The organism is Shimia litoralis, assembly GCF_005518135.1.
Classification (GTDB): Bacteria; Pseudomonadota; Alphaproteobacteria; order Rhodobacterales; family Rhodobacteraceae; genus Shimia_E; species Shimia_E litoralis.
Genome location: NZ_SULI01000060.1, coordinates 1 through 1,398 on the forward strand (window position 1 = coordinate 1; position 1,398 = coordinate 1,398).

Here is a 1,398-nt window from a genome sequence, read left to right on the forward strand (position 1 = left end):
AGCCGAGCCACGGATTGGATCACGCCACCCGACGCACTGGGAGGTGAAGAAGGCGAGGAAGAAGACAGCCTCACATGGGCCGCCTCTGCCATCAGCCATGGGCGTCTCTTGCAAAGCTCGGACGCACGGCGCAGCGCGCTTGATCTCACCTTCGCGCTTTCCGATCCCTTCGCCCGGCGTTTTCTAGGGCCACGAACGCGGCAGGCCACCACCCTGACCATCTGGCGCGGCCATGAGCAAATACCCGAAGAACTGCGCGCCCATTGGAAGGGCCGCGTGGTCTCGGCCAAAATCACCGGCCAACGCATTCAGCTCACCTGCGAGTCGCTCTTTACCACCATGCGCCGCGAAGGCATGCGCGCCAAATATCAACGCCTCTGCCGCCACGCGCTCTACGCCCGCGGCTGTCGTCTGGATATAGAGGCCTATTTTACCGGAGGCACGCTCAGCGCCCTGGAAGGCCGCGTGCTCACCGTGCCAGAGGCCGCACTCGTGCCAGCGGGCTGGTTTGCCGGCGGTGTACTACGCCACGCAGGGCTTCTGGGATCGATCCGCTTCCATGAGGGGGAGAGCCTCACGCTTGGTGCGCCGATGCCGGAACTGCAGGCGGCCTATGAGGGGTTTCTTTTGCAGCAAGAAACCGCTGACGCAGAGGGGGAGGGTGAGACGCCCGCACCAGTGGTCCTCGAGATGGCGCCAGGCTGTGATCTGCGCCGCGATACCTGCAATGCCAAGTTCGCCAACCTGCTGAACTTTGGCGGCTTTCCCGATATCCCGGGACGCAATCCCTTTGGCGGGGGAAGCGTGGTGTGAGGGCGCGTTCTCTGGACTAACACTCTGTTCCCCAAGCAAAAAAAACCAAGGACACCCCCTCATGGTCTGGAACTTCGTGGTCCAAATTGTCGCGAGCCTTGTGCTCTCGGCGATCTCCTATGCGCTCTCTCCCAAGCCCAAATCCCAGGTCCCCAAAGCGGCAGGGCTTGATGATTTCTCCCTGCCCACGGCTGAAGAAGGCCGGCCCATTCCTGTGGTCTTTGGCACGGTGCTTCTGCGCGGGCCCAATGTGGTCTGGGCCGGTGATCTCAAAGTGGAGCCTATCCGCAAGAAAGGCGGCAAGAAGTGAGTATCGATCCCTCCAGCCAACCCGACCCGCTCATCATCCGCGTGGGCGATATTCGCGCCAGTGGCATTTGCCTGCAGGGCGCACGGGGCTGGTTTCGCAGGCAGGGGCTGGACTGGCAGATGTTTCTTGCCCAAGGCCTGGCCGCCGAGGTGCTGGCCGCCACCGGCGATGCGCTGGCGCTGCGTGTGATTGCGACTGCACAGGCGCAGGTTCAATCTCAGGCACAGACACGGGCGCGTGTTCGTGCCAAAACCTCTGACGAGTCTCCCCATGGG

3 protein-coding genes are annotated in these 1,398 nt (G+C 62.9%); all 3 read left to right on the plus strand.

Going from position 1 to position 1,398, the window contains the following annotated elements; translation table 11 throughout:
- On the plus strand, window positions 1–813 hold an 813-nt coding region (locus tag FAP39_RS17300; RefSeq protein ID WP_138017616.1), incomplete at its 5' end, for a phage BR0599 family protein.
- A 61-nt stretch (window positions 814–874) separates the two neighbouring features.
- Window positions 875–1,123: a hypothetical protein gene (locus FAP39_RS17305; protein ID WP_138017617.1), complete on the plus strand. Its 249-nt coding sequence runs from the start codon at window positions 875–877 to the stop codon at window positions 1,121–1,123.
- Window positions 1,120–1,398 (plus strand): hypothetical protein (locus FAP39_RS17310; RefSeq protein ID WP_212743447.1); only part of this gene is annotated, 279 nt, incomplete at its 3' end. The genes FAP39_RS17305 and FAP39_RS17310, both read left to right, overlap by 4 nt.